Genomic DNA, 22742 nt, shown 5'->3' with positions numbered 1-22742 from the left:
CGTTCAGGCGGAGAGCGCGGTTGCGCTCCCGCGCCGAAGGAGGCCGACGTGGGCACCGATCTGGGCGCGTCCCAGCGCGAGCATTGGCAGGACGTCTACGACCGCAACCCGCACATGTACGGCGCCGAACCGTCAAAACCCGCCCGGCACGCGCTGGAGGTGTTCACCGCCCGCGGTGCCCAGGAGGTGCTGGAGCTGGGTTCGGGGCACGGACGCGACGCCCTATGGCTGGCCGACCAGGGACTTCAGGTCCATGCAGCCGACTTCAGCGCCACCGCCCTGGACCAGCTCACCCGTACCGCCGAAGAACAGGGTGTGGCGGATCGCGTGGAGACGCACCTGCACGACGCGCGCACACCCCTTCCGCTGACCGATGCCTCCGTGGACGGGGTCTTCGCACACATGCTGCTGTGCATGGCCCTGACCACCGACCAGATCCACGCGCTCGTGGACGAGATCGGCCGGGTGCTGCGCCCCGGGGGCGTGCTGGTGTACACGGTGCGCCACACCGGCGATGCCCACTACGGGACCGGTGTGTCCCACGGCGACGACATCTTCGAGCACGGCGGATTCGCCGTGCACTTCTTCGACCGCGCCCTGGTCGATGACCTCGCCGCCGGATGGAGCCTTGTCGCGGTCGAATCGTTCGAGGAGGGTGAGCTGCCCCGTCGGCTGTGGCGCATCACCCAGACCAAGCCCCCACTCCGGTGAGCACCGCGCGCCCCACTGGCCGGTCGGGTGGCACCACTCGGGCAGGGGGTAGGCCCGGACGGAGGTTGACAAGTCTGTTTCCACATAATGGGAAAGCAACCTCGGTCTCCTCCAGGGCGTGCGGGCGGCCCTGGTGCCGGAGGGGCGGCCGCGAGCAACAGCACCGATGCGATGAACCGCCTCGGCAGCCTGCTCAGAGCACAGGGCAGGGCCGGTGAAGACAAGAGCTGGTACCGCCGGGCCGTCAAAGCCGGCGACATCCGCGCCATGGTCAACCTCGGCTCCCTGCTCAAGGAGCAGGAGAAGAACAGTGAGGCCGGGCTCTGGTTCCGACGCGCCATTGCCGAAGGCGGCCCCACTGTCGTGCGCCAGTTCGGCAGCCTCCTCAATCGGCGGGGTATGGGCGAGAGGTGGGCGTTCGCGTGGTGGTTCGTCGGGACGGTGTTTCGCCGTTCCCGCTGAAGCCTTTTCCGTTCCACTTTTCGTTGGTCTGGGGAAGCAGGGGGCTCTCGCCGTGGTGGGCCACGACCAGGCCGCGGGTCGCCTCGGCCAGCTCGCGTGCCCGGGCCGGGTCGAAGGTCGCCATGGCCAGGTCGACGGGCCTGCCCCGGTCGATCGCTGTCAGTGGCTCGGCGGGCGGGCCGTCGATCACCTCGACCATGGGGGCGATCGCCGTCTCGACCGGCTTCGCGGCGACCTTGCCCAGGAGGGTGATGATGCCCTTGGCCGGCTGACGGAGGTGGCCGATCCCGCCGAGGGTCCGGGTGAAGCCGGGGTGGTGGAGCACGATGCGCGCACGGCTGCTCGGCTCGTCGGCCAACGACCTGCCGAGCAGGTCGTTGGCGCGGCCGGCCTGCATCTGCGCGCGGATCGTGCTGTACTTCGCCTCCGACTGCAGGTCGGCGAGGTTCACCCTGCCGACCTTGAGCCCCGCGGCGGCGACGTTGACGATGACCGGGGCGGGGGCGGCGTCGAACTCGGCGCGCAGCCCGTGGCTGAGCAGGTACCGGCTCAGGTAGTAGAGGGCGAAGGTGAACTCCAGCCCCTCGGCGGTGACCTCGCGCCGGGGAGCCTGCCGGTTGGCGCACAGGACGAGGGCGTCGACGGCGGGGGACTGTGCGCGAATGTCCGCGACGGCGCGTTCGTTCTCGGCGATGGAGCTCAGGTCGGCGCGGACGAACCGGAGGCGGTCGCCGGCGCCCAGCGCGGCGGCCTCCGCGTGCAGGCGTCGGCCCTTCTCCGCGCTGCTGCCGAGCGCGACGACCGTGTCGCCCGCTTCGAGGCGGGCCATGACGATGCCCCGGCCCATGCCGTCGGTTCCGCCCTGGACCACTACGGTCTTCTTCGGCGGTGTCTGCTCATGCATGCCGGCCCCCTTGTTGCTTTTCGTTCGCACGTGCATCTTCAGTGATGTGCGACCCCTGTGGGAAGGAGGCACATTGATGTCCGCAACGAACAATGGAGTGCCCGGCGGGATGTCAGTGGAACTCGATATGCCGGTCACGGCCGAGGAACACGCGTCGTGCCCGGTCACCGATGTTCTCCGACGTGTGGGTGACAAATGGAGCGTGCTGGTGGTGGTCGTGCTCGGTCGCGGGCCGAAACGGTTCAGCCAATTGCACCGCGGTATCGAGGACATCAGTCAGCGCATGCTCACCAGAACGCTGCGCGGCCTTCAGCGCGACGGGCTGGTCGACCGGACGGTGTATCCGACGGTTCCGGCGACGGTCGAGTACGCGCTCACCGATTTGGGGCGTACGCTGCTCGGCCCCCTGTCCGTGCTGACCGCGTGGGCCGTCGACCACCGCCCCGACATCGAGGAGGCCAGGGTCCGCCACGACGCGGCCGGGAACCCCGGCGCGGACCACGGCGTCTCACGGGCATGAACTCCACCACCCCCGTTCCCCCCAGGCCCATGGGCTGCGTCAGCAGGGTCTTCGTCTGGACGATGATCGTCCTGATCCCGCTGTTCACCGTTGCCATCGGCCTGTACTTCGTCGCCGACGGCCTCTCCGGCCGCGCCACGCTGGCCACCGGTCCGGTGGGCACGTTCACCGCCACCGAGAAGTCGTGCGGTGGTAGGGGCGGCTGCCATCTGGAGGGAACGTTCACCAGCGACGACGGGACGATCAGCCGCCAGGGCGTGGACCTGAGGGACGCGGCGCACGTGGGTTCCGGCGACCCCCTGCCGTCGCCCATCGACGGCGTGCGCCTGGACGCCGACGCCCGCCGCCCGGCGGCCTACACTCCCGACTACTCCTGGGGGTGGGCCGTGGTGAAGGGGGCCGGGTTCGCCGTCCTGGGGCCGGTGATGGCGGTCGGTCTGGCCGTGGGGACCATGCGCTACCAGGCCAGGGCACGCGCCGCCCACGGCCGCGCCCGCTGACGCCGGTCCGGCTCGGGCCCGCCCCCGGGACCTCGCTCGGGCCGCCGGCTCCCGGCCACCGGGTTCCCACCCGGGGCCGGGCCTGGCCGGTGGGGTCGGTCAGCGGGCGATGGTCCAGGCCCCGTCGGCCTGGATGTGGAGGTAGTCGACCGCTTCGGCGCCGTCGAGCAGCGGCAGGTCGCCGAGCGTGACGCTGCCCTCGTAGGCGCCGATCTCGTTGACGAGGCTGGCGTAGCGGGTCTCGTCCGCGCCGTAGGTCACGATGATGAAGTTGCTGCTCCCGGAGTGGGTCAGGTCCAGGGTCATGTCGGACGAGGGCGTCCAGTCCAGCCTGTAGAGAGCCTCCCCGGTTCCGCTGAGCCAGTAGGTCTCACTGTCCCAGGTCAGGGCCTCCGACGCGGCCATGGGAAGAACGTTCTGGGCGTCTTCGGCCTCGGAGTGCTCCTCGATGACGTCCTCGGCGGCTGTGCTCTCCCCGTCCTGCTCGGCGGTGTCGGGCTCCGCGGACGGCGTGGACTCGGCCGGCGCGGCGGACTCCTCACCGACGGGCTCCAACTCCCCCAGAGCGAAGGAGCACGAGGTCAGCGTCGTCGCGAGGACGAGGGAGGCGATGCCGGCGGTGGAACGCGCGAGCACGGTGCCGCTGAGGGGGAAGGGGATGAGGTTACTGCTCATGATCAGTGTTTTCCAAGGTGAGAGTCGGCTGGATCCGCCACTCCAGGGACACAGGGGAGTGGAGTTGTGGGGAGGGACGAGGGGAACTCGTCCCTTGATCTGACACGGGGGAGCCGGTTTCGGTTCCCGATATCCGGTGTCGAGTTCGTCGGGCTCGGGGGGCGCCGGGTGGAGTCGGCCGACCGGAGGGGCGGACGGAGTGGTCGCCCGGGGAGGGAGGGTCACCGCGTCAGAGGACGAACGACAGCACGAGGAGGGCGACGGAGAGGGCGAGCATCCCCAGGCGGTTGAGCCAGAACGCCTGCCCGGTGAAGCGAGCCCGGATGTGCGCGGCGGCGGCGCAGAGGAAGTAGGCGATCACGCCGGCGTTGGCGGCGAGGGCGACGCCGGGTGTCCGGGTGTCCGGATGCCGACGACGAGTCCGGTCGCCGCCAGGACCTTGACGACGACGAGCGTCCACCACCGGTCGCGGGGAACCGCACACCGTCGAGGCAGTCGCGGATGAACCGGGGCGGGCGCACCGACAGCACGGCGTCGCCCGGGAGGCCGAGCGCCAGGAGGGCCGGCGGCCACCACGTGTCGGGCAGCGGGCTCGTCTCGTTGTCTCCTCACAGGCACAGATGGCGGTGAACACGTCCCGGAGGCCGGCACCGATGTCGGTCGGATCGGCGTGCCGACCAGGCGAAGAGGACTCCGATGTAGGAGAAGTAGAGAGCCTCCGCCTTCGCCGCGGCGCGCTCGGGCGGGGTGCACCCGTGCCGAACGATCGTGGTGCGGATTCGGTCAGCCGGCCCGCGAACTCGGTGAACAGGTTCGACGCGTGGTGTCCGGACACCAGGATCGACGCGTACGCCCGTGCGAGCTGCGCACGGCCGCCCGCCGACCACGGGTGGTCGGCGGGCGGCCGAAGGGCTCACGGGCCCCACAGGGCCACGGCTCACGGGGTCACGCCGGGGCCGCGGTCACCAGGGAATGACGCCCGCGTCCTCGAAGAACCCGCCGCTGGGGCCTCCGTCCGGCAGCGTGGCGAGCCGGATCGCCGTCGCGGCACCCTGCTCGGGCGTGCGCGGGCCCTGGAAGCCGGTGAAGTCGGTCGCCACCAGGCCCGGGCAGGCGGCGTTGACCAGCACGCCGGTCCCGGCGAGCTGCCGGGCGTACTGCACGGTGACGGCGTTGAGGAACGACTTCGACGGTGCGTAGGCGGCCATGACGGGTCCGACCTCTATGTCGGGGTCGGCCTGCCGGGTCAGCGAGGCCACCGAACTGGACACGTTGACGACGCGCGGCGACGGCGAGCGCCGCAGCAGCGGCAGCATGGCGTTGGTCAGCCGGATGACGCCGATGACGTTGGTCTCCACCACCGTGCGCACCACATCGAGGTCGAGCGTCGTCGGGTCCTGCCCCCACCCCGGACCGGTCTCGCCGGAGATGCCGGCGTTGTTGACCAGGACGTCCAGGCGTCCGGCCCGCCGTTCGACCAGGTCCGCGGCATCGGCGACGCTCTGGCCGCCGGTCACGTCCAGCGGCACCCCGAACGCGTCCACCCCGCCGGCGCGCAGCTTCGCGACGGCCGTCTCGCGCCGGACCCCGTCACGCGCTCCCACACCCACGCGGTACCCCAGGGCGCCCAGCCCCGCCGCGATCTCGTAACCGATGCCCTTGTTCGCGCCGCTCACCAGCGCGGTCTTCGTTTCGCTCATGCCGTCGATACTCGCCGGGCGGCGCGTCGTGCGGCCAACACCGATATGGTGCCCTGTCATACCCGGCGGGTATCAAGGTACGGTGCGGCCATGGACACCGTGGAGACCCGCGAACTCCGGTACTTCGTGGCCGTCGCCGAGGAACGGCACTTCGGCCGCGCCGCCGAGCGCCTCGGCATGGCCCAGCCGCCGCTGTCCCGGGCGATCCAGCAGCTCGAACGGCGTCTCGACGTCCGCCTGCTGGAACGCGACCGCCGCGGCGTCTCCCTGACCGGCGCCGGAGAGGTCCTGCTGCACGAGGGCCGCGCGGCCCTCGACGCGGTCACCGCCGCCGCCCGCCGCACCCGCCGCGCCGGCGGCGCCAGTGGTACGGGCGACGCGCGCGAACGGCTGGTGCTGGCGGTGAAGGCCGCCGCGTCCCACGAACTGCTGCACAAGCTCCTGGACGCCTACGCCGCCGAACCCGGCGCCGCCGAGGTCGAGGTGCTGCCCAGCGGTACCTGTGAGCAGGGGGAGATGCTGCGCGACGGGCGCGCCGACGTGGCCATCATGCACGCGCCGTTCAACTCGCTGGTCGGATTCGACAGCGAGGAACTGATGACCGAGGGGCAGATCGCCATCCTGCCCGCCGGTCACCCGCTCGCCGCACGCGATGTGCTGTCCCTGGCCGAGGTCACCGACATCCCCGACCTCCCCCTCGCCCGCTGGTCCCGCCACGGCGCCTACCCGCCCGGCCCGGGCCCCGAGATCCACGACCAGACGCAACTCGCCCAACTGATCGCGCTCGGCCGGACCGTGGCCGTCTTCCCCGACTCCGCCCGCGCCTGGCTCTGGTCCGAGCACGCCGCCGTTCCGCTCACCGACGCGCCCCCGGTCGTCACCCACATCGCCTGGCCCGCGCACAGCCGCTCCCTGGCCCTCGCCGGGCTGATCGCCACCGCCACCCGACTGTGACCCGTGTCCGTCGCGGGGACCGGCGGGGCCGGCGTGTGCCGAACCGGCGGTGCCACGTTCCAGGGTTCGCGTTTCAGGATCCGGGTTCTACGATGCGCGTTCCAGGGTCCGCGTTCCACGGTGCGCGTTCCAGGGTCCGCGTTCCACGGTGCGCGTTCCAGGGTCCGCGATTCATGGTCCGCGTTCCACGATGTGCATTCCACGGTCCGCGTTCTACAGCCTGCGTTCCACGATGCGCGCTCCACGGGGGACGTGGAACCGGGACCGAGGGCACCGGATCCCGGCTGTCGGAGGGGACTGCTAGGCATAGGGGGTCGTTCCACCACCCCCTGAGAAGAGAGTTCCCGTGGACAACCTCACCGAGTTCGCCGGCCTGCCCGTGGTCGACTTCCCCCTGGAGGAGACGACCGAGGAGTGGCGCGGGAGACTTCGGCGGGTTCGGGGAGCCGGCGGTGACCCGGCCGCAGCCCCGTCGGCGGCCTCCGCCGCCTGGCGCCTGCGGATCTCCGGCAGGACGGCGATGGACCGGGCCGAACAGGACGAGGCCTTCGCCCGCTTCCTGGCGGAAGTGGGCGACCAGGTCACGGCACTGACCCTCGGCACGTGGGTCGACGGAAGCCTGCACGGGCCCGTCGAGCTGTTGGTCGAGCACGCCGACGCGCTGCCGAACCTGCGGTCGGTCTTCGTCGGTGACATCCACTCCCACGAGTGCGAGCTCTCCTGGATCGCCCAGCCCGATCTGGCCCCGCTCGTGGCGGCCTTCCCCCGCCTGGAGGAGCTGGCCGTGCGGGGCGCGTCCAGCGCTCTGGGCGGAGAGCTCAGCCTCCACGTGCCCTCGCACGACGCGCTGCGTTCCCTCACCATCGAGAGCGGTGGCCTGCCCGGTCCCGTGGCGCGGGAGGTGGCGTCCTCCGGCCTGCCCGCGTTGGAGCACCTGGAGCTGTGGCTGGGCGTGGAGGAGTACGGCGGCAGCACCTGGCCGCAGGATCTCGCCCCGGTGCTCGCGGGGGAGGCGTTCCCGGAGCTGCGGTACCTGGGCGTGCGCAACGCCGAGTCCGTGGACGGGTGGATTCCGGTACTGGCCGAGGCACCCGTCGTCAAGCGCGTGGAGGTCCTCGACCTGTCGCTGGGCTGTCTCACGGACAGGGGCGGCCGCGAACTCGTCGACCGGGCCGGGGCCTTCGCCGGACTGCGCAGGCTCGATCTGCACCACCACTACCTGGGCGAGGACATGGAGGAGCGCGTGCGCGCCGCGTTCGCCGGGACGGGCGTGGAGGTCGACCTGGCCTATCGGTTGGAGCCCGACACCGAGATGGACGACGAGGACCCCATGTACTACACCGCCGCCTCCGAATAGGGGGGACTCGACGCGAGTGGCCGGACCACCGCCGCGGATAGGCTCGTGAGAAGGGCGCGCGGCACGGACACGGACATGGCTGGGCACGGGCACAGGCGAACATGGGAGCGGGCGAACGCGGGCACGGGCCCGGAAGCGGCGCCGCACGGACCGGGACGACACGGCGGGGACATGGACTTCACGATCCACCAGCTCAGGTGCTTCCTCGCCGTGGCCCGCGAACTCCACTTCGGCCGCGCCGCCGCACGGCTGCACCTGAGCCCCTCGGCCCTGAGCGAGCAGGTCGCGGCCCTGGAACGGCGGGTGTCCCGCCCCCTCTTCGACCGCTCGCCGCGCGGCGTGGAGCTCACCGACCACGGCCGGGAGCTGCTGCCGCTGGCCAGGCGCGCGGTCGAGAGCATGGACGAGGCCGTGGAGTGGGGCCGGGGCGAGGCCGCCGAGCCCAGTGTCCGCATCGGACTCATGGTCGCCAGCACGGAGTTCCGCGCGATCATGGCCGACGCGGCACGGCAGATACCCGGGGTGCGGTGGCAGGTGCGGCACCTGGGGTTCACCGGCTGCCACGAGGCCCTGGCCAGGGCCGAGGTCGACTGCGCGTTCGTCGTCGGAACCGAGGAGGGGCCGCTGCCCGGGTTCGAGTCCCTCCCGCTCTGGGAGGAGGACTGCCTCCTGGTGCTCTCGGCACGGCACCGCCTGGCCGGGCGCGACTCGCTCACCCTCGCCGAGATCGCCGAGGAGACGTTCGTGGCGGTCGAGGGCGGGACGCACGCCCGGTGGTTCGCTTCGGTGGCCGCAGAGGGCTCCGCGCCGCACCTGCTCCCGGTGGCCCGCAACTTCGAGGAGATCCTGGAGATGTGCGCCGCCGGGCAGGGCGTCAACATCGCGGGCCGCTCCGCCGAGACGACCTACACGCACCCCGGCATTCGCTTCGTGCCCATCGTGGACGCCCCGCGGGTGACCACCTACCTCAGTGTGCGCCAGGGGCGCCGGCCCGTGGCGCTGGAACGGTTCGTCCGCCTGTGCGCGCTCGACGGGCCCGAAGCACAGACGTGACCCGGGCACAGGTGCATCCGCTGGTCGCGATGAGACCGAACGAGACGAACGACGAGGACTCCGCACGCGAGTGGTGGGCTTGACCCGGTCGGAGGCCGGAGTCGCGCACGAGGCCGCCGGGCGGCGGGACGTGGTCGGCCGCGTTCTCGCACGCGATACACCCGGCGACGTCGGCGACCGTCCCCGGGATACTGGTCGCCCATGGACGAGATCGAAGTCGTCGTCGCCCATTCCGAGCGCGCGACCCTGCGCGCCGGCGACGTGTTCCTGAAGGTGGACGCCGATCAGGCGCGCATCGACGTCGAGGTCGAGGCGATGTCCCTCGCGCCGGTGCCGACTCCGGAGGTCCTGTGGCGCCGGCCGCTCGTGCTCGCGATCGCCGCCGTCCCGGGGAGGCCGCTCGGCCGTCTCGGTGAGCCGTCGACCGCGCCGTCGGCGGCGTGGGCCGCGGCGGGTGCCGCCATCCGGCGGCTGCACGAGGCGCCGTTGCCGCCCTGGCCCGGCCGGCGCCGCCGGGGGCCCGACGAGTGGGCGGCGGAGCTCGACCGCGAGTGCGCGTTGCTCGTGACGAACAGTGTCCTGCCCGCTGACCTGGTCACCCGCAACCGCCAGGTCGCCGAGGCCGCGCGCCGGCCGTGGAGTCCGGTGTCCACGCACGGCGACCTGCAGATCGAGCACGTCTTCGTCGACGGCGACGAGGTCACCGGCATCATCGACTGGTCCGAGGCGGGCCGGGGCCATGCCCTGTTCGACCTCGCCACCCTGACGCTCGGACGCGAGGAGCGCCTCGACGACCTCATCGCCGGTTGTGGCACCGACGTCGACCTCGACGTGATCCGCGGGTGGTGGTCGTCGCGAAGCCTGTTGGGGGTTCGCCGGCTGGTCGAGCACGGCTTCGATCCCTTCGCGCCGGGCTGTGAGGTCGACGTGCTGAGATCTCGGATGTGAGGGGGAGCGCGGTCACCGTGCGGGTGAGACCGGGGCGCAGGAGCGACCACCGGGTGGGCGTGGCCATCGTCCGGAGGCGATCGGGGTGCGGGAGCGGCCGTGCGGAATTCCCGGATGCCCGTTCGGGAGATCGCGCTGGTCACCGGCCCGGGCGCCACCGCAGGATGAACGCATGTCCCACGGCCCCCTCCACTCCGCCCGACCCGTCAGATCCGACACCGGTCTCGTCTACGCACGGCGTGCCACCGGTGACCTCCTGCTCGATCTCCACCGCCCGGCCCCCGCGGACCGGCCCGTCCCGGTCGTGCTGTGGCTGCACGGCGGCGGCTGGTTCACCGGCGACCGGACCCTGGCGCCGGACCTGGGCCACCACGTCCGCGCGACCGGATGCGCCTTCGCGAGCATCGAGTACCGGCTCTCCGGACAGGCGCTCTTCCCCGCCCCACTGCACGACGTGCGCGCCGCGATCCGGTTCCTGCGTACGCGAGCGGCGGACTGGGGCCTGGACCCCCGCGCGGTCGGAACCTGGGGCGCCTCGGCCGGCGGCCACCTGGCCGCGCTGGCCGGGCTGACCGGTCACCTGGCCGCCCTGCCGGGCGAGGAGGACACGGGGGGAGACCCATCCGTGCAGGCGGTCGCGGAGTCCTACGGGCCCGTGGACCTGGTCGCCGTGGCCGCGGAGGCCGCACGCGCCGGAAGGGACGAGGCGTCCACCCCCGAGGCCCGACTCCTGGGCGGTCCGCCCTCGCAGCGCACGGAGCTCGCCCGCTACGCCAGTCCGCTGACCTGGGTGAGCACGGCCGCGCCCCCGTTCCAGATCTCGCACGGAACCGGCGACGACCTGGTCTCGCACACGCAGAGCGAGCGACTGCACGAGGCCCTCGCCGCCGCGGGCGTACCGAGCGAGCTCTACCTCGTCGACGGCTACCGGCACGGCTTCCTCAACCCGGCCGGCCGCCTCGACGTCCGGACCGCGCGGATGATGGACGACGGCCGCCTGGCGGCCGAGGGCCGCGCGCCCGCCGTGCACCGGGTCTCGCCCGGAAGGGCACCGGGCACGGCTCCCGTCCCTGCCCCCGCCCCCGGCGCGGTTTCCGGCTCCGCTCCAGGCACGACTTCCGATTCCGCCCCGGGCACGGCACCCGCCCCCGCCCCCGGCACGGCTTCCGGCTCCGCCGACACGGCTGCCGACTCCAGGCCCGGCACGGGTGCCGACGCGGCTCCGGGCCGGTCGGCGACCTTCGGATTCGACGACATCGACGCCTTCTTCCGCCGCCACCTCGTCTCCGGAAACCCGGACCGCCCCACTGCCGGACCCCAGCCGCCTCCCACCTCAGGAGAGACCCGATGACCACCCCCGACCTGGAGACCATGCACGACCTCGCCCCGGTCGTGAACGCCCTGCCCGGCGAGCCGGTCCCGTACTACCTGGCCAGCGGCGAGGGGCTGCGGTACGAGATCGGCGGTCAGCTGTGGACGGTGATCGCCCGCGGGTCGGACACCGGCGGGCTCTTCGACGCCGCCTTCGTCCTGGGACCGCGCGGATCCGAGGCGCCCTTCCACAGCCTCCCCGCCCACCAGCACTCGTACTACGTGTTCGAGGGCTGCGTGCAGTTCTGGCTCCCCGGACAGAGCCGCGTCCTCGTGCCCGGCGACTCCCTCCACGTCCCACCCGGCACCCCGGTGGCCTACCGGATGCTCGGCCACATGTCACGGCTCCTGTTCTTCTCCGCCTCCAGCGGCGCCCTGGACGCCCTGGTGGGATCGCGGGAGACCGTCGAACGGCACGTCTACACCCCCGCCGAGGCCTCCGCCGCGCTGCTGCCGGGCACGCGGAAGCACGACCTGCCGCGCGTGGACGCCCGGGACGCCGGCGACGTCTGGGACGACACGCTGCCCGACGGCGAGGAGGCCTACTTCCTCCGCTCGCGGACCGGGGACCTGCGCGGCTGGCCGGACGCCCACAACGCCTACTCCGCGCGGGGCCGCAACACCGGTGGCCGCTACTTCTCGGTCAGCACGCTCGCCGCGCCCCAGCCCTACATCATCCGCCACTTCCACCGCCTGCACACGGAGAACTTCCTGTGCCTGTCCGGGCGGGTCTGGCTGTGGGTCAACGGCGAGGAACTGCTGCTGACTCCCGGGGACTTCCTGCACGCGCCGGCCGGGACGGTGCACAGCTTCGCGATCGCCGCGCACAACACCCAGATGCTCGGACTGCTCACCTCCGACGTGTTCGAGCCGTTCTTCGATGCCACCGGAGTGCCGACCGACGACTTCGTGCACACCGAGGGACTCATCGACCCGTCGGTGATGATGGGCGGCGTCCAGGCCAATCCGGACCTTGACCTGGTCGTGGTCGGCGGGCCGCCCCAGCGGGTGCGGGCGAGGGGCCTGTGACCGCTCACGCTGAGCGACGATGCCAGGATGGTGTGGTGCGCCCACCCCGATACAAGACGGCCGTGGTCAGCTGGCTCGCGGTCTATCCGATCATCACCCTGTTGTTGTGGCTCCTGGGACCCGTGGTGTCCGAACTGCCCATCCCGGTCGTCACGCTCATCCTCACCGTCGTGCTGGTCACGCTGCAGACCTACGTCGTGATGCCGTTCATGACCCGGCTCTTCCGTCCCTGGCTCATGTCCGGGCAGAGCCCGGCGGAACCCAGGGACGGCGGCGGCGACGCATCACGCTAGACCGGACATGCTGGACCGCGCGCCCCTGCTGCGGCCGGAGACGTGGGACGAGCGCGGCCTGGGCCGTAGGCGGGTCCGGGCGGGCCGCCGCGTGTCACGGCAACGAGCGCGTGAGCCACACGACCTCGCCGTTCTCCTCCATGGAGACGCGGTCCCGTTCGAAGCCGAGCTTGTCCAGGACTCGCAGCGACGGGGCGTTCCACGTGCCCACGGTGGACCAGAGCCTGGTCCGCCCGGTCGCGGCTGCGGCGTCGAGCACCGCGCGGGCCGCTTCGGTGGCGTAGCCGCGCCCGTGCGCGCGCTGGAACAGCTCGTACGCGATCTCGGGCTCCTCCAGGGTGGAACGGCCGATGATCAGCCCGCAGTAGCCGATGAGGTCGCCTTCGTCGCGGCGCTGGACGCGCAGGAGCGCGATCCCCGTCGTCGCGGTCGCGGTGAGCTGCTTCGCGATGAGCGACCGGGTGTACTCGACGGTGGGGGTGCCCTTGCCGCGTTCGGCGTGCAGGGCACGGAGTTCGGCGGCGTCCGACTCGGCCCACGGCCGCAGGACCAGCCGCTCGGTCTCCAGGTGGAAGGACATCGTCTCGTAGGAGGGCATGCCCCTACTCTTCCCCACCGATCACCGTGTACGGCAGCCGGAACGGGGCGCCGTAGATCGCCGCCGCGGCTGTATCGTTCCGGTGCGCCGGACATCGGCCCCGCACCCTGGAGGATCGTCGGCGTCCCGCCCCGGCCGCCTGGGGCGCCTGAGAGGCCGTCCGCCAGCTCGCGCCGGAACCGACCGCAGAGAGGGAGGAAGTATGGACCGCGACCGTCTGGAGCGGGCCTGGTCCGCGATGAAAGCCCTGCCGTTCCCTGAATACAGGGCTGGGACCGAGCTGAACGCATGGCTCATGGACCACCTGCTCTCCTGGGATAGCGCGGTGGCCGGGACCGTGCAGTCCATCCTCAGCCACGGGAACGCCACACTCGCTCTCGACCCAGAGGTCTTCCTCGGCCTGCTGCGGGAGCTGGAAGCCTGGAAGGTGGACGTCGATGACCCCGAGTACTTCTCGCTCAACCTGGCGAAGTGCCATGTGCACCTGTATCGGACGATCGCCTTGGAACTCTCTCGCGGCGAAGCGGGGACCTGATGGGCGCTCGTGTGCTCCGGTGACCACGGGCGGCCCTCGGCTTGCTGGTGTCCTGCCGTGACGACGCAGGACGCGGAAGCCGTGGTCGACGACCTGCTCACCCTCCCCTTCCCTCCGGTGGAGCAGGTATCGGGGGATCGGCGCAGCGGTCCGCGCTTCCACGTGCACGTGCTCCGGGCGAGTCAGGACTTCTGGGACGACGCCGACGAGGAGACCGTCGAGGCGGCCGAGGAGGAGATCGACGCGGCCCTCCGCGGGCTGGTCGAGACGCTGACGGCGCGCTGGGGCGCGCCCGAACCGATCGATCTGACCCCCTACCTGCACAGCGCGCTGGACGAGCAGCCGCTCGTCGATCCCCTCGGCCTGCGGGAAGCGCGTGAGCAGGATCCGGTTCCGGAACCGATCGGCCGGTTGTGCATGCTGAGCAGCACGATGCTCCTGTGGCGGCGGCCGGACGCGGGTCGATGGGTCTCCCTGACCGTCGGGCAACAGGACCGCGAATTCCCCATCGAACTGCTGGCAGCGGTCGGTGACGCGCCGATTCCTTCGCATGAGGTGGGCGGTCCCTCGTCCTGATGCGGCCGGGTGCCCGCGGGCACGGATTCCGGGCGGACACGGTCGGCGCCGGGCGGGCCCGCCAAGGTCGCCGCAAGGTCCCGACAAGGTGGCGTCCCTAGCGTGTGCGGAGGCCACCGGCGATCACCGGAGGCCGCGACCCCCGGTCCGTTCCCGTCCGCGAAGGGTCCAGCGAGCCCGCACCGCCCCGCCGATTCCCGCGCACCCGCTCCCATCCACCACCCCGAGGAGTGCCCCTCCATGACCGTCCTCACCGTCGCCGTCGTCCTCGTCACCGGCCTGTGCCTGCTGAACCTCCTGCTCACCGTCGCCGTGATCCGGCGCCTGAAGGAGCACACCGCACTCATCGGCGGCGGCGTCGACGGCTCGGACGCCTTCCCCGACTCCATGCTCCCGGGCGGTGCGCGGATCGGGACCTACTCGGCCGAAACGCTGGACGGCACCGTCCTCACCCGTGACGACCTGCACGGCCACACCCTGATCGGGGTCTTCTCCCCGGGCTGTTCCGGGTGCGCGCAGCAGCTGCCCCACTTCGTGGAGCTGGCGGGGAACACTCCCGGCGGCAGGGACGGCGTCCTGGCGCTCGTCGTCGGCGGCCTGGAGGAGGCGGCCGGCGAGATCGCGCAGCTGGCCCCCGTCGCCCGGGTGGTCCACGAGGCCGATGACGGCCCCCTCACCCGGGCCCTGGGAGTGCAGGCCTTCCCGGCCATCGCGCGGGTGGACGCCGACGGCCGGGTGCTGGCCAGCGGCGTCGAGGTGGCGGATCTGGAGAACGCCGCGGATGTCTGAGCGGCCCGAACCCGGAACCGGCGGAGTCCGGACGTCGCTGCGCGGTGTGGTCGCGGCCCTGGCCCTGGCGTGGAGCACGGGGTGGTACCTGCCGGTGGCCTTCGCGCTGCTCACCCTCGTGCAGGCCGCGTCGCCGGTCGTGGCGGCGTGGCTGACCAAGGCCGTCCTCGACGCGATCGCGGGCGAGCCCGCGGCCGGATACGTGCTCGGCCTCGGCCTGGGACTGGCCGGAACGGGGCTCGTGGCGACCCTGGCCCCCTTCGCGTCCCGGTACGTCATCGACGAGATCTCGCGCCGGGTCGGTCTGCTCTCCCAGGACCGCCTGTTCGCGGCGGTGGAGCGGTTCACCGGCCTGGCCCGCTTCGAGGACCCCGCGTTCCTGGACCGGATCCGGCTGGCGCACCAGTCGGGCGGCGAGACGCCCACCAACGTCACCTCCTCGGTCTTCTCCGTGATCGGCGCCGTCGTGACCATCGGTGGGTTCCTGGTCTCCCTGCTGGTGATCAGCCCGGTGATGGCCCTGGTGGTGCTGGTGGCCGCCCTGCCGGCGCTGTTCGTGGAGCTGCGGCTGTCCCGGGCGCGCGCGGGGATGCTGTGGAACCTGGGACCCGTGGAGCGGCGCGAGTTCTTCTTCCGGGACCTGTTGTCGAACGTGCAGGCCGCCAAGGAGATCCGCCTGTTCGGGGCGGGCCCCTACCTGCGCGGGCGGATGGCCGACGACCGGCGCGAGTCCAACGCCCAGAACCGGCGGATGGACCAGCGCGGGCTGTCCGCGCAGAGCCTCCTGGGGGTGCTCTCCGCCGTGGTGGCCGGGGGAGGGCTGGTGTGGGCCGTCCTGGCCGCGGTGGACGGCCGGCTCACGGTCGGCGACCTCACCCTGTTCGTCGCCGCCGTGGGCGGGGTGCAGGGCGCTCTCACCCAGCTGGTGCAGGACATCACGTTCGCGCACAACCAGCTGCTGATGTTCGACCACTACCTCAAGGTCGTCGGCACCGGACCCGACCTCGTGGTCGCGGCGCGCCCCCGGCCGGTGCCGGCACTCCGCAAGGGCATCGAGTTCCGCGAGGTGTGGTTCCGCTACTCGCCCGAGCACCCGTGGGTCCTGCGGGACGTGAACCTGGTGATCCCGCACGGCGGTTCGCTGGGGCTGGTGGGGCGCAACGGGGCGGGCAAGAGCACGTTCGTGAAGCTGCTGTGCCGGATGTACGACCCCGAGCGCGGGGCGGTCCTGTGGGATGGGGTGGATCTGCGGGACATGGACCCGGCGGAGCTCAGGCGCCGCATCGGCGCTGTGTTCCAGGACTACATGGAGTACGACCTGACCGCGGCCGAGAACATCGGGCTCGGCGACGTCGACGTCCTCACCGGCGACGCCCCCGGGTCGGACTCCGACGGCGGGCGGGGCCTGGTCCGCGCCGCGGCCGAACACGCCGGCGCCGACCCGATCGTGGAGAACCTGCCCCGCGGCTACGACACCCTGCTGACGCGGATGTTCTTCGACGTCTCCGACGACGAGGACGACACACAGCTCGGCGTGCCCCTGTCCGGTGGGCAGTGGCAGCGCCTGGCGCTGGCGCGAGCCTACCTGCGCGGCCAGCGCGACCTGCTCATCCTGGACGAGCCCAGTTCCGGGCTGGACGCCGAGGCCGAGCACGAGATCCACACCGGGCTGCGCGCCCACCGGCGCGGACGCACGAGCCTGCTCATCTCCCATCGGCTCGGCACGGTCCGCGAGGCCGAGCGCATCGCGGTCCTGGACGAGGGCGCCGTCGTGGAGACGGGCAGCCACGACGAACTCCTCACGCAGGACGGCCTGTACGCCCATCTGTACAGAATCCAGGCACGCGGGTACCAGGACTCCGCGGAGGCCGTACCGGTGCAGGCGGGGGAGGGGTGACTGTGCCGATGGCCCTGATCGTGGTGCTCGGCGTGACAGCTCTGGCCGTGGCGGGTGGAACCGGGCTGTGGTCGCTGCGGCGCACGTGGCTGGTGGTGGACGTGATCGGGGAGAGCATGGCCCCGACCTTCCTGGACGGCGACCGCGTCCTCGTGCGCCGGGGCCGCGCCGACGCCCTGCGCGTGGGGGACGTGATCGTCTTCGGCGGCCCTCTGCACGGCGACGACCGTCACGGCGACGACCGCACGCCGCCCGAGCCCGGGAGGCCCGCCATGGTGGTCAAGCGGGTGGCCGCGCTGCCGGGGGACCCCGTGCCCGCCACCGTTCCGACGGGTGACGGGCGGAGCACGGTTCCGTCGGCGTCGCTGGTCCTGCTCGGCGACAACGCGGACCGGAGCATCGACTCGCGGGTGTGGGGCCCCGTTCGCGCCGACGGGGTGCTCGGGGTCGTCGTGCGCCGCATGGCGTCCCGGCGCGACCCTGTCGGGCGGGATGTCCCCACGCCGACCTAGGAGTGCGGGGCGGACCGGGACGCGGCGGGGTCGTAGGTCAGTGCTGTGGGCCTTCGGGTGGGCCGCCGACAGGCGAGCCATCACCGTGCGAGCCCCCGACAGACGGGCTATCGCCGGGCGGTCCGCCGCCGGGCGCGCCATAGCCGGGCGGGCCACCGACAGGCGGGCCATGGCCGGGCGAGGGCTCCGCCGGGGGCCCCTGCGGCGCGCCGGCGCTGCGCATCCACTCCTGCACCAGCCGGGCGCGGTGGGAGGAGCGCCGCGCCCCGGTGACCACGAGGACGACCACGCCCGCGATGACGCTCAACGGACCGAGGACGACCAGGAACAGGACGCCGGAGATCAGCTTGGTCTCGGCGGACGCGACCTGTTCGAGTGTGCCGATCCCGTAGGTGCCCGAGTGGAGGTCGTCGCAGCGCAGTTCGTACTCACCGGGCTCGGGCGTGGACAGCCCGGCGGTGAGCCGCCAGCTGTCGTAGGCCATGCCGCTGTAGGAGTACGGCGCCGTGTCCAGGTTGTCGTTCCCGGACCCGGGCCCCGAAGGCGTGTCGAGTTCGCAGGCGTAGCGGTTGGCGTCGCCCTCGACGTACAGGCCCCAGTGGCCCTCCTGACCCTCCTCGACCTGGAACGTGGCGCTGTCACCGCCCTGGAACTCGGCGATCAGCTCCGGTTCCGCGGTCGCGGAGAAGAGAAGGCCGAGGAAGACGACGAGGGCGACCAGCCCCCCGATCGGGATGGTGAGCCCGCCGATCCAGTACCAGCGCGTGCCGGGGCGCAGGTCCCCGCCGTCGATGACGGGCCCGGGGCGGGGCGGGACGTGCGCGTACGGGACAGGGGCCTGCGGGTACGCAGGCCGCGGATGCGGGTTCTGGGCGTACGCGGCGGCTTCGCCCGGCGCGGGGCCGTGCGGGGGAGGGGAGGGAAAGGACATGGCCGACATTGTGTCAGGCGCGGGTGACCGCCGGTGACCGGGCGGCCGTGACGGACCGGCACCGCGTGCGCCGGGCACTACCGACGGGACGTCCGCCCTCCCGGAGCGCTCTCCAGCGGGCGGAAGAGTTCGACGAGGTCGTCGAAGAAGAAGGTCACAGCGGTGACCGCGAGCGCGCCGACCACGGCCAGGGCCGCACCCGCGAGTGAGGCGGGCAGCGCCGGGCCCACCGCGGACGCGCAGACCAGACCCGCGCCGGCCAGGCCGGTGAGCGCCAGGTTGCGCCACACGTGCGGCCATCCCAGGACCGCCCGGGACGTGCCGAAACAGGAGCATGGAACCGCGTCGTCGGCGCGCGTGGAGTACAGGGCCAGCAGGGTGAACGCGGCGAGCAGCACGGTGGCCGCGGCCAGGGCGGGAACCCGCAGCCATGCTCCGGCGAGCAGGGCGGTGCCGACCGCGATCTCGACGCCGACGTGGGCGCGGGAGGCGGCGCGCACGGGGAGGTGGCGCAGGGGCAGGCGCGCGGCGAGGACCGCCCAGGTTTCCTGGTGGTCCCCGCCGCGGACCTTGGACAGACCGGATGCGAGGAAGACCCCGGCGATCGCCGCCTGGAGAAAGAAGGTGGTGATGGTGAGCAAGGGGTGGGTCCTTCGCGGTCCGGAGCGGGAGAACGGCGGCGGACGCGGCACCGTCACCGCTGCGGTGCCACGTCCGGCGGGCGGGTCAGCGGGCGGGCGTCAGCAGCAGCCGACGGTCACCCAGTCGCCGTAGTAGATCTCGCCGCTGTCGTGGCAGACCCGACGGCGCTGCCTGGACTCGCGGTTGACGCAGGTGGACGTGCGGTAGACGCATCGGTACTGGTAGTAGCACCGGGCCGCGGAGGCGGTGGCCTTCGGAGCGAGGCGCTCCAGGATCCGGTCGCCGAGGCGGACGAGGGGGCTGGTGTCCATGGGAACTCCACTTCTGTGTCGCTGGGGACGTTCGGCGATCGGACGTGTCCCGGGACGCCGACGGCACGAACGCCCCGCCGCCGCCCGGGCCGGTGTTCCGACCGCCGCGTGGTGTCGGACCACCGTGTCAGGGCGACCCTGAGCGTTCCTTGCAGCGACCTTGCTCCACCCGGGTGATCCGGACCAGGTCGATGTGGTGCGGGCGTCCCTGCACCCGCGCGACCGCGCCCCCTGAAGGCGCTCGGCGGCACCGGCGGGTCCTAGTCTGGGTCGGTGAGCGAACCGATCATCGTGGCCCGGGACGTGGGTGTGGAACTGGGCGGCGCCCCGGTCCTGCGCGGAGTCGACCTCACGGTCGCCCCCGGGGAGGTGGTGGCCGTGCTCGGGGCCAACGGCGTGGGCAAGACGACCCTGCTGCGCTGCCTCGCGGGGCTGCAGCAGGCCACGGGCGAGGTCAGCGTGCTGGGCCGGCCGCCCGCCGACGAGCCGGAGTTCTGGCGCGAGGTCGCCATGGTCGGCGACGAACCCGCCTGGTACCCCGGCCTGTCCGTGCGGGAGCACCTGGAGCTGATGCGGGCCGTGCACGGTTCCGGGCGGTGGGAGGCCCGGTCGGCCCTGGAGTCGTTCGAGCTCGTCGGCTGCGCGGACCGGGCACCCTCGTCGCTGTCGACCGGGCAGCGCCAGCGGCTGTCCCTGGCCATGGCGCTCCTGCGGCCGAGCCGGCTGCTACTGCTGGACGAGCCGGAGCGCGGGCTCGACGCGGCCTTCCGGGAACGGCTCGCGGGGCTGCTCGCCGGGTACGCCGCGGACGGCGGCACGGTGGTGATGGTGACGCACGATCCACGGTTGGCCGAGGACGCCCGCCACGTCGCCCTGGAGGTCGCCGCGTGACGGGGGTGGCGCCGGTCCGGGCGTTCGTACGGGTCCGCACCAGGCGGCGGCGCAGCTGGTCCGACCGGTACGTCACCCTGCTGAGCCTGGGACTGCTGGTGATGCTGGTGTCCCCGGCGGTCGGCCGCGCGGTGGCCGCGGTGCCCACGGGCGTCGACCCGGCGCGGGCGGGCGCCGGGCTGGCCCTGATCGCGTTGGTGCTCGCCGTCGCGCTGACGCTGGCACGCGTGGTCGGCCCGGTGGGGGCCTCGGCGGCGGACGCGGCGTGGCTGGTGCTCTCACCCCTGCCGCGCCGGGGAGTGCTGGCGCCCGCGCTGCTGGTCCTCGCCCTGGTGTGCGCCGTCGTCGGTGCGTGCCTCGGCCTGGCCCTCCTGGGCGCGGTGGGCGCCCCCGACGCGCTGACGCTCCGGTTGTTCGTGTCCGTGGTCATGGGGCTGTCGTGGACGCTGGGCGGGATGGCCGTGACCGTGCTGGCGCAGGCGTCCCAGGCCTGGGACGACCGGTTGGCCGCGGTGCTCGTCGTCCTCGTGGTGGCGGCGCTGGCAATGGCGGTTACGAGCCTCGGGCCGGGGCAGGGAGCGCTCACCGCTCTCGCGACCGCCCCTCCGGCGGCGTGGGCGTCGGCGGCGTCCGGGTCGGCCGCCGCGGCGATGGGCCTGGTGTGGCGGGCCTGGACCCGCGTCGCGCGCATCCCGGCCCGTGCGGTCCTGGCGGCCTCGGCCCGGACCGAACTCGCCTCGGGTGCGTTCGTCGCCATGGATCCGGGCACGCTGACCTGGGTCGCCGAGGACGCGCACTGGCGCTCGCGCACCCTGCGGTCGTGCGCGTGGCCGTCGTGGCTGCGCGGGGCGGCGGCGGTGGCCTGGCCGGACTGGCTGCGCCTGGCGCGCCGACCGGGGCTGCTCGCGCTGATGGCGGGGGCGGCCGTGCTGCCGCCGCTGACCGCGCGGGCGGGCGGCGGCATGCCGGTGACGCTGACCGTCCTCGCCGCGGGCGCGATGGCGGTCGCCGCGACGGGCACCACCGGGGCGCGCCGCGACGCCGGCGACGCGTCGCTGGTCCGGTTGCTGGGCGCGGGTCCGCGCGCGCTCCTGGCGGCGCGTGCGGTGCTGCCCGCCCTGCTCGGCGGCGCCTGGCTGACCCTCGCGCTGGCCGGATTGGACCTGGCGGGGCACGGGGGACTCCTCTGGCCGTTTGGCCTCCTGTGTGCGCCGGCGCTGGCGGCGGGCGGACTGCGGCTGGCGCGGCGGCGGCCCGTCGAGCACTCGATGCCCGTCCTGGACTCGCCGCTGGGACCGGTGCCGCTCGGTCCTCTGGTCTGGGCACTGACCGGAGCCGACATCGCCATCCTCGGATGCCTGCCCGCGCTCGTGGCGTGCACCACCGGGGTCACCGGGCCGCTGCTCGCTGCGCAGGCGGTGTGGGCGGCGGCGGTTCTGGCGGCCTACTGCGCCGCCCCGAGGCGCGCGTAGGCGACCGGTGGGTCAGGCCACGACCTCGCGGCAGACGTCGATGAAGGCCTGCATCCGCCTGACCGGTGCGCGGTCGGCCAGTTGGATGACCTCGATTCCCAGCCCCCCGGCCTCGATGTCGAGTTCCCTGGTCGTGTACGGCAGGTCCTCGTAGCTGCGTTCGAGCACCGTGCGCTGGGTGAGCAGCGCGCTGCCCAGCCCGCGGGCCACGAGGCCGCGGACCATCTCGAAACTCGTCGTGCGGAACCGCACGTTCGGCGTCAGCCCGGCCTTGGCGAACAGGCCGAGGAAGTAGTCGCCACCGGGCGGCAGATCGAACAGGATCAGCGGTTCCGCGGCCAGGTCGGCCAGGCTCACCCTGTCGCCCCGGCTCAGCGCCCCGCCCACCGGCGTGAGCACGTACGGCGGGTCCGACCGCAGCAGCTGTGCCGTCATCCCGGTCGTGGCACGCACGGTGTCGAGCTCGTAGTGGTAGGTGATGGCGAGGTCGATACGGGTGTTGAGCAGGTCGTCCAGCAGTGTCTCGTGGGCCGCCTCGACGAACGAGAACCGCACGTGCGGGTAGCGCCGCGAGAACTCGTCGATCACCTTCGGCAGCAGGATCGGCGCGATCGTCGCGTAGCAGCCGATGGTGAGCGTGCCCTCGACCTCGTCCCGCTCCCGGCTGGCGGACTCCCGGAGCTGGTCGACACCCGCGAGCACGTGGTCGGCCGCGGTGATCGCGCGCTGTCCCGACGCGGTGAGCCGCATCCCCTTCTGTGAGCGGACGAAGAGGGTGATTCCCAGGGCCGCCTCCAGGTCGGCCAGGGCCGTGGACACCGCCGACTGCGACACGAAGAGCTCACGCGACGCCGCGGTCACCGACCCGAGCCTGGCGACGGCCATCAGGTACTCCAGCTGTCTCAAGCTCACGTCAGCCATGGCCTGCCTCCAGGGAGTATCGGTTTTTCCGAAGGAGAACTTCAGATCTATGTGTTGTACAGATCATAATCCTGACCTCGATACTCGTGAGCCAGAGCACAGGGCCGGAGATGAGGACCACGTGTTCCCCGACCGCCGTGGGAGCGCCCGCACCGGCGGGCGCTGACGGCCTCCCGAACCACGACGCGCA

27 protein-coding genes are annotated in these 22742 nt (G+C 72.8%); 18 read left to right on the top strand and 9 right to left on the bottom strand.

The annotated features are described in order from the left end of the window. The first annotated feature begins 48 nt into the window (after window positions 1-48). The gene (locus tag HNR10_RS02150) at window positions 49-711 is read left to right on the top strand and encodes a class I SAM-dependent methyltransferase (RefSeq protein ID WP_179820442.1); all 663 of its coding nucleotides are present in this window, start codon (window positions 49-51) and stop codon (window positions 709-711) included. A 171-nt stretch (window positions 712-882) separates the two neighbouring features. Further along, window positions 883-1173: a tetratricopeptide repeat protein gene (locus HNR10_RS02145; protein ID WP_179820440.1), complete on the top strand. Its 291-nt coding sequence runs from the start codon at window positions 883-885 to the stop codon at window positions 1171-1173. Here HNR10_RS02145 and HNR10_RS02140 read toward each other — a convergent pair. Beyond that, window positions 1097-2077 carry an SDR family NAD(P)-dependent oxidoreductase gene (locus tag HNR10_RS02140; RefSeq protein WP_179820438.1) on the bottom strand — a complete coding sequence of 327 codons (981 nt, stop codon included), beginning with the start codon at window positions 2075-2077 and terminating at the stop codon, window positions 1097-1099. The two genes, HNR10_RS02145 and HNR10_RS02140, sit on opposite strands and share 77 nt — an antisense overlap. A gap of 76 nt (window positions 2078-2153) precedes the next feature. Between HNR10_RS02140 and HNR10_RS02135 the strand changes: the two genes are divergently transcribed. Next, window positions 2154-2597, top strand: coding sequence for a winged helix-turn-helix transcriptional regulator (locus HNR10_RS02135; protein WP_179820437.1), 444 nt, complete (start codon window positions 2154-2156; stop codon window positions 2595-2597). Continuing rightward, on the top strand, window positions 2594-3097 hold the full coding sequence (locus tag HNR10_RS02130; RefSeq protein ID WP_179820435.1) for a hypothetical protein: 504 nt from the start codon (window positions 2594-2596) through the stop codon (window positions 3095-3097). Before HNR10_RS02135 ends, HNR10_RS02130 begins: the two co-directional genes overlap by 4 nt. 99 nt (window positions 3098-3196) lie before the next feature. Here HNR10_RS02130 and HNR10_RS02125 read toward each other — a convergent pair whose 3' ends face one another. The 3 genes from HNR10_RS02125 to HNR10_RS02115 all read right to left on the bottom strand — a co-directional run bounded on the left by HNR10_RS02125 (window position 3197) and on the right by HNR10_RS02115 (window position 5472). After that, window positions 3197-3772: a hypothetical protein gene (locus HNR10_RS02125; protein ID WP_179820434.1), complete on the bottom strand. Its 576-nt coding sequence runs from the start codon at window positions 3770-3772 to the stop codon at window positions 3197-3199. A gap of 229 nt (window positions 3773-4001) precedes the next feature. Continuing rightward, a complete protein-coding gene (locus HNR10_RS31630; RefSeq protein ID WP_281390076.1) occupies window positions 4002-4133 on the bottom strand; it encodes a hypothetical protein in 132 nt (43 codons plus the stop codon). A 601-nt stretch (window positions 4134-4734) separates the two neighbouring features. After that, window positions 4735-5472: an SDR family NAD(P)-dependent oxidoreductase gene (locus HNR10_RS02115; RefSeq protein ID WP_179820432.1), complete on the bottom strand. Its 738-nt coding sequence runs from the start codon at window positions 5470-5472 to the stop codon at window positions 4735-4737. Window positions 5473-5562: 90 nt separating this feature from the next. On the opposite strand from HNR10_RS02115, the gene HNR10_RS02110 reads away from it, so the two are divergent. The 7 genes from HNR10_RS02110 (at window position 5563) to HNR10_RS02080 (ending at window position 12477) form a co-directional block, all read left to right on the top strand. Continuing rightward, entirely contained in the window at window positions 5563-6426 is an 864-nt protein-coding gene (locus HNR10_RS02110) for a LysR family transcriptional regulator (protein ID WP_179820430.1), read from the top strand. Between the two features lie 346 nt (window positions 6427-6772). Continuing rightward, on the top strand, window positions 6773-7783 hold the full coding sequence (locus HNR10_RS02105; protein WP_179820429.1) for an STM4015 family protein: 1011 nt from the start codon (window positions 6773-6775) through the stop codon (window positions 7781-7783). A gap of 171 nt (window positions 7784-7954) precedes the next feature. Beyond that, complete coding sequence (locus HNR10_RS02100) at window positions 7955-8836, top strand: LysR family transcriptional regulator (RefSeq protein WP_179820427.1); 882 nt, start codon at window positions 7955-7957, stop codon at window positions 8834-8836. 201 nt (window positions 8837-9037) lie between these two features. Then, window positions 9038-9784, top strand: coding sequence for a phosphotransferase (locus tag HNR10_RS02095; protein WP_179820425.1), 747 nt, complete (start codon window positions 9038-9040; stop codon window positions 9782-9784). Window positions 9785-9956: 172 nt separating this feature from the next. After that, a complete protein-coding gene (locus HNR10_RS02090) occupies window positions 9957-11135 on the top strand; it encodes an alpha/beta hydrolase (RefSeq protein ID WP_179820423.1) in 1179 nt (392 codons plus the stop codon). After that, window positions 11132-12184, top strand: a complete 1053-nt coding sequence (locus HNR10_RS02085) for a quercetin 2,3-dioxygenase (protein WP_179820421.1) — start codon at window positions 11132-11134, stop codon at window positions 12182-12184. Before HNR10_RS02090 ends, HNR10_RS02085 begins: the two co-directional genes overlap by 4 nt. Before the next feature lie 35 nt (window positions 12185-12219). Next, window positions 12220-12477: a hypothetical protein gene (locus HNR10_RS02080; RefSeq protein ID WP_179820418.1), complete on the top strand. Its 258-nt coding sequence runs from the start codon at window positions 12220-12222 to the stop codon at window positions 12475-12477. A gap of 94 nt (window positions 12478-12571) precedes the next feature. Here HNR10_RS02080 and HNR10_RS02075 read toward each other — a convergent pair whose 3' ends face one another. Continuing rightward, entirely contained in the window at window positions 12572-13075 is a 504-nt protein-coding gene (locus tag HNR10_RS02075; RefSeq protein WP_179820417.1) for a GNAT family N-acetyltransferase, read from the bottom strand. A 202-nt stretch (window positions 13076-13277) separates the two neighbouring features. Here HNR10_RS02075 and HNR10_RS02070 point away from each other — a divergent pair, with 202 nt between their 5' ends. The 5 genes from HNR10_RS02070 to HNR10_RS02050 all read left to right on the top strand — a co-directional run bounded on the left by HNR10_RS02070 (window position 13278) and on the right by HNR10_RS02050 (window position 17384). Further along, on the top strand, window positions 13278-13610 hold the full coding sequence (locus HNR10_RS02070; RefSeq protein WP_179820415.1) for a hypothetical protein: 333 nt from the start codon (window positions 13278-13280) through the stop codon (window positions 13608-13610). A 57-nt stretch (window positions 13611-13667) separates the two neighbouring features. After that, on the top strand, window positions 13668-14186 hold the full coding sequence (locus HNR10_RS02065) for a hypothetical protein (RefSeq protein ID WP_179820413.1): 519 nt from the start codon (window positions 13668-13670) through the stop codon (window positions 14184-14186). Between the two features lie 240 nt (window positions 14187-14426). After that, on the top strand, window positions 14427-14975 hold the full coding sequence (locus HNR10_RS02060) for a TlpA family protein disulfide reductase (protein ID WP_179820412.1): 549 nt from the start codon (window positions 14427-14429) through the stop codon (window positions 14973-14975). Beyond that, the gene (locus tag HNR10_RS02055; RefSeq protein ID WP_179820410.1) at window positions 14968-16872 is read left to right on the top strand and encodes an ABC transporter ATP-binding protein; all 1905 of its coding nucleotides are present in this window, start codon (window positions 14968-14970) and stop codon (window positions 16870-16872) included. The genes HNR10_RS02060 and HNR10_RS02055 overlap by 8 nt, the downstream gene beginning before the upstream one ends. Continuing rightward, window positions 16869-17384: a S26 family signal peptidase gene (locus HNR10_RS02050; RefSeq protein ID WP_179820409.1), complete on the top strand. Its 516-nt coding sequence runs from the start codon at window positions 16869-16871 to the stop codon at window positions 17382-17384. The genes HNR10_RS02055 and HNR10_RS02050 overlap by 4 nt, the downstream gene beginning before the upstream one ends. Before the next feature lie 37 nt (window positions 17385-17421). Here HNR10_RS02050 and HNR10_RS02045 read toward each other — a convergent pair whose 3' ends face one another. From HNR10_RS02045 to HNR10_RS02035, 3 genes are all read right to left on the bottom strand, one after another. Next, a complete protein-coding gene (locus HNR10_RS02045; protein ID WP_246406007.1) occupies window positions 17422-18315 on the bottom strand; it encodes a hypothetical protein in 894 nt (297 codons plus the stop codon). 77 nt (window positions 18316-18392) lie between these two features. Next, complete coding sequence (locus HNR10_RS02040) at window positions 18393-18956, bottom strand: MauE/DoxX family redox-associated membrane protein (RefSeq protein ID WP_179820407.1); 564 nt, start codon at window positions 18954-18956, stop codon at window positions 18393-18395. Window positions 18957-19055: 99 nt separating this feature from the next. Then, the gene (locus tag HNR10_RS02035; protein ID WP_179820405.1) at window positions 19056-19268 is read right to left on the bottom strand and encodes a hypothetical protein; all 213 of its coding nucleotides are present in this window, start codon (window positions 19266-19268) and stop codon (window positions 19056-19058) included. A 273-nt stretch (window positions 19269-19541) separates the two neighbouring features. Between HNR10_RS02035 and ccmA the strand changes: the two genes are divergently transcribed. Both ccmA and HNR10_RS02025 read left to right on the top strand, forming a co-directional pair. Then, window positions 19542-20159: a heme ABC exporter ATP-binding protein CcmA gene (gene ccmA / locus HNR10_RS02030; RefSeq protein WP_179820403.1), complete on the top strand. Its 618-nt coding sequence runs from the start codon at window positions 19542-19544 to the stop codon at window positions 20157-20159. Then, window positions 20156-21631 carry a DUF6297 family protein gene (locus tag HNR10_RS02025; protein ID WP_179820401.1) on the top strand — a complete coding sequence of 492 codons (1476 nt, stop codon included), beginning with the start codon at window positions 20156-20158 and terminating at the stop codon, window positions 21629-21631. The genes ccmA and HNR10_RS02025 overlap by 4 nt, the downstream gene beginning before the upstream one ends. 12 nt (window positions 21632-21643) lie before the next feature. Here the strand turns inward: HNR10_RS02025 and HNR10_RS02020 are convergent, their stop codons facing one another. Beyond that, the gene (locus tag HNR10_RS02020) at window positions 21644-22552 is read right to left on the bottom strand and encodes a LysR substrate-binding domain-containing protein (protein WP_179820399.1); all 909 of its coding nucleotides are present in this window, start codon (window positions 22550-22552) and stop codon (window positions 21644-21646) included. Window positions 22553-22742: the final 190 nt, after the last annotated feature.

This window comes from Nocardiopsis aegyptia, from assembly GCF_013410755.1.
Classification (GTDB): domain Bacteria; phylum Actinomycetota; class Actinomycetes; order Streptosporangiales; family Streptosporangiaceae; genus Nocardiopsis; species Nocardiopsis aegyptia.
Note: the sequence above shows the minus strand (reverse complement) of the source record. Positions and strands in the feature narration are given on the sequence as shown.

Bases quoted from the DNA above. Each gene is read 5' to 3' on its own strand.
- HNR10_RS02145 (WP_179820440.1), top strand. From the start codon at position 883: ATGAACCGCCTCGGCAGCCTGCTCAGAGCACAGGGCAGGGCCGGTGAA.
- HNR10_RS02140 (WP_179820438.1), bottom strand. From the start codon at position 2,077: ATGCATGAGCAGACACCGCCGAAGAAGACCGTAGTGGTCCAGGGCGGA.
- HNR10_RS02135 (WP_179820437.1), top strand. From the start codon at position 2,154: ATGTCCGCAACGAACAATGGAGTGCCCGGCGGGATGTCAGTGGAACTC.
- HNR10_RS02130 (WP_179820435.1), top strand. From the start codon at position 2,594: ATGAACTCCACCACCCCCGTTCCCCCCAGGCCCATGGGCTGCGTCAGC.
- HNR10_RS02125 (WP_179820434.1), bottom strand. From the start codon at position 3,772: ATGAGCAGTAACCTCATCCCCTTCCCCCTCAGCGGCACCGTGCTCGCG.
- HNR10_RS02115 (WP_179820432.1), bottom strand. From the start codon at position 5,472: ATGAGCGAAACGAAGACCGCGCTGGTGAGCGGCGCGAACAAGGGCATC.
- HNR10_RS02110 (WP_179820430.1), top strand. From the start codon at position 5,563: ATGGACACCGTGGAGACCCGCGAACTCCGGTACTTCGTGGCCGTCGCC.
- HNR10_RS02100 (WP_179820427.1), top strand. From the start codon at position 7,955: ATGGACTTCACGATCCACCAGCTCAGGTGCTTCCTCGCCGTGGCCCGC.
- HNR10_RS02095 (WP_179820425.1), top strand. From the start codon at position 9,038: ATGGACGAGATCGAAGTCGTCGTCGCCCATTCCGAGCGCGCGACCCTG.
- HNR10_RS02090 (WP_179820423.1), top strand. From the start codon at position 9,957: ATGTCCCACGGCCCCCTCCACTCCGCCCGACCCGTCAGATCCGACACC.
- HNR10_RS02085 (WP_179820421.1), top strand. From the start codon at position 11,132: ATGACCACCCCCGACCTGGAGACCATGCACGACCTCGCCCCGGTCGTG.
- HNR10_RS02075 (WP_179820417.1), bottom strand. From the start codon at position 13,075: ATGCCCTCCTACGAGACGATGTCCTTCCACCTGGAGACCGAGCGGCTG.
- HNR10_RS02070 (WP_179820415.1), top strand. From the start codon at position 13,278: ATGGACCGCGACCGTCTGGAGCGGGCCTGGTCCGCGATGAAAGCCCTG.
- HNR10_RS02060 (WP_179820412.1), top strand. From the start codon at position 14,427: ATGACCGTCCTCACCGTCGCCGTCGTCCTCGTCACCGGCCTGTGCCTG.
- HNR10_RS02055 (WP_179820410.1), top strand. From the start codon at position 14,968: ATGTCTGAGCGGCCCGAACCCGGAACCGGCGGAGTCCGGACGTCGCTG.
- HNR10_RS02045 (WP_246406007.1), bottom strand. From the start codon at position 18,315: ATGTCCTTTCCCTCCCCTCCCCCGCACGGCCCCGCGCCGGGCGAAGCC.
- HNR10_RS02035 (WP_179820405.1), bottom strand. From the start codon at position 19,268: ATGGACACCAGCCCCCTCGTCCGCCTCGGCGACCGGATCCTGGAGCGC.
- HNR10_RS02020 (WP_179820399.1), bottom strand. From the start codon at position 22,552: ATGGCTGACGTGAGCTTGAGACAGCTGGAGTACCTGATGGCCGTCGCC.